Annotated in this window: 1 protein-coding gene; it reads right to left on the bottom strand. The window is 69.5% G+C overall.

Going from position 1 to position 2,871, the window contains the following annotated elements; translation table 11 throughout:
* Positions 1-69: 69 nt before the first annotated feature.
* A partial coding sequence (locus FNH08_RS48180) for a beta-L-arabinofuranosidase domain-containing protein (protein ID WP_228034828.1) occupies positions 70-2,871 on the bottom strand: 2,802 nt, incomplete at its 5' end.

The raw sequence follows: 2,871 nt of genomic DNA, 5'->3' as shown, positions 1-2,871 counted from the left end.
CTTCCCACGAAGGACACGAAAACCGCGCGTACGACCTGCCATCAGCACCTGGCCATCAGCACACGGCCGTCAGCTCACGTACGTCGCGTTCTGCGCCGTGGTGACCACCTTCTGCCCGTCGGCCTGGGAGAGCCGGCCCGCCGACACCCACGCGTCCACCGTCGACCGCACCCGCGTTACCAGCGCACCCTTGTCGCCGAACGGCGCCCCCGCCCAGATCTCGTCCAGCAGCGTCGTACCGTCGCTCTTGGCGGGGTTGGTGACACCGGAGTCGGTGTTCCCGAAGACGACCTTGGGCTCGGAGCGCCGGACGTACGCGTGCGTCGGGTCCTCGGTGCCCTCGGAGAAGGGGGCGAACTCGGTGCCGTTCAGCGTGTAGTGGAGCGGCTTGCCCGAGACGGGCGTCACCGAGGGCAGCAGGTCGCCGGAGAGCGCCGCGTTGGCGTACAGCCCCGCCTGGAGGTAGCTGGTACTCGCGTTGCGGCCGACCAGGTTGACCGGGCCGTAGAACAGCGTCTGCAGCGACGGGTCGTCGAGCGCCTTCTCCACCCGCAGCCGGAACGGCACGGTGACGCGCACGGTGTCACCGCTGCGCCAGGTCCGCGACAGGGTGAAGTAGCTGCCGGGGTTCGGAGTGCCGCTGACGGTGCTGCCGTTGACGGTCACCCGGAAGCCGCTCGTCGCCCACGACGGCACGCGCAGCTTCAGGTCGAAGGAGGCGCTGCCCCCGCTGACGGTGATCGTGGAGCCCTGCTCCCTGGGGTACTCCGTGGTCTGCGTGACGGTGACGCCCTTCGCCGACCACGCCAGCGTGGAGGGGCTGTACAGGTTCACGTACAGGGCGGAGTCGTCGGCCTTCCTGAAGTACACCGAGTCCTGGTACTTCGTGGCGCTCTCCATGCCCGTGCCCTCGCAGCAGGTCGTGCCCTGCTTGGGCGTGTAGTCGCGGACATGGCCGGGCTTGAGGCCGATGAAGTACGTGACGAGCGGCTTCTCCGCGTCGGCCTTGTCCTGCTTGGAGCCGAGGACCTGGTTGTAGAGGGCCCGCTCGTAGTAGTCCATGTACTTCGGGTCCTGGTCGTGGAAGAACAGCATCCGGCTCAGCTTGAGCAGGTTGTAGGCGCAGCAGGTCTCGGCGTTGGTGTCGCTGATCGTGCCCGCGACGACCCCGCGGGCCTTCCAGAACTCGGCCGTGCTCGTCCCGCCGATGCCGTACATACGGTGCGGGACGACCATGCCCCAGAAGTTCTTGGCGGCGGTGAGGTAGCGGGTCTCGCCCGTCGCGTCGTACAGCCGGACGTAGCCGGTGAAGATCGGGATGTGCTGGTTGGCGTGCAGGCCGTCCAGGGTGTCCGTGTTCGCGGCGCAGGCGTCGATGAGCTTGTCGAGGTCGAACAGCTTGGCCAGCGCGAGGTGTTCGGCCTTGCCGGTGAGCGCGTGGAGGTCGACGATCGTCTCCACGATGCCGCCGAACTCACCGCTGGAGAAGATGCCCCACATCCGTTGCAGGGTGGCGTCGGGCAGCTTGGACAGCCGGGAGTGCATCCAGTCGCACATCCCGGACGCGAGGTCGAGTGCCCGGCTGTCGTCCGTGGCGAGGTACGCGTCCAGCAGGCCCTTGAGGATCTTGTGCGCGGTGTAGTACGGCGCCCACACCCTGGTGTAGTCACCGCTGGTCATCGACTCCAGCTCGATGAACTGGGTCTCCGGGTACGCGGCGAGGAACCCGGGGTGGCTCGGCCCGCCCCAGGTGCGGCGCAGGGTGGCGGTCAGCCCGCGCCCCGAGGCGTCGGCGAACGTGCCGCCCGTGGTCTCGAAGAAGTCGTACGACGCCAGGTTGCCCCGGCCGGCCGGGGTCGCCGAGGCGCGGTTGCTCTGCAACGCCGTGATCTCCGCGGCGGTCAGGGCTCGCGACCAGACGTTGAACTCGTCGAAGGCGCCCGCGAACACGGGGTCGGTGGAGAAGTTGGAGCGGCCCAGCCAGTTGTTCGCCAGGGTGCCCAGCGCCGCCGGGTTGAGCGTCATCGACGTGTTCGTGGCCACGGCCGTGCCGTTGACGTAGAGGGTGCCGGTGCTGCCGCTGATCGTGACCGCCAGGTGGCTCCACTGGTCGATCGGGAGCGCGGCGGTGCCGTTGAGGCCCTGCTCACCGCCGGGCCCGTTGGTGGTGATGGCGAAGCGCGGTACGCCGCTGCCGTTGCGGGCGGCCAGGAACATGTACCGGGTGCTGTTGTTGCCGAAGTCGAAGACGCGGGTCCAGTTGGCGTTGTGCGTGGGCTTCACCCAGGCCGACAGGGTGATGGCCGTGGCACCGCCGAGCACGGTGTTGGGCAGGTCGACGTACTGGTACGAGCCCCGGACGTTCTCCTGGGCGGTGCCGAACTTCCCGGTCACGCTGAGCATGACCGGGTCCTTGCGCAGGGCCGCGCGCACGTCCGTCAGCGCACCCACCATGGTCCGGATCTTGTCGGCGTACGCCTGGTTCCCGGTGGAGGCGTACGCCTGCGACAGCATGGTCAGGAAGTGGCCGGTGTAGTGGCCGCGCAGATTGCCGTTGGCCTCGCCGTCCAGTCCCTCCCAGCCGCCGGGGGCGACGGCGCCGCCCGTGGAGAGCCCGGCATTGGCGCGGAACACCTGGAGCAGCCGGTTCACGTCGTACCCGCGCCCGTGGTCGAGCATCAGCTGGCGCTTGGTGGCGAAGACGCCCTGGCCGAGCCTGACGTCCTTCAGTTCGAACGGCCGCAGCGACCAGGCGGACGGCGCCGGGACCGTGGCGGCGGCCGCACGGCCGGTGGCGGCGTACGCCATCGCCGGTGCCGCCGTGGCGAGCAGCGCGGCCTGAAGGAGGGCTCGTCTGGGGAGGGCGGGTGC

Source organism: Streptomyces spongiae (assembly GCF_009377185.1).
Taxonomy (GTDB): domain Bacteria; phylum Actinomycetota; class Actinomycetes; order Streptomycetales; family Streptomycetaceae; genus Streptomyces; species Streptomyces spongiae.
This window is presented reverse-complemented; position numbering and strand designations above follow the sequence as displayed.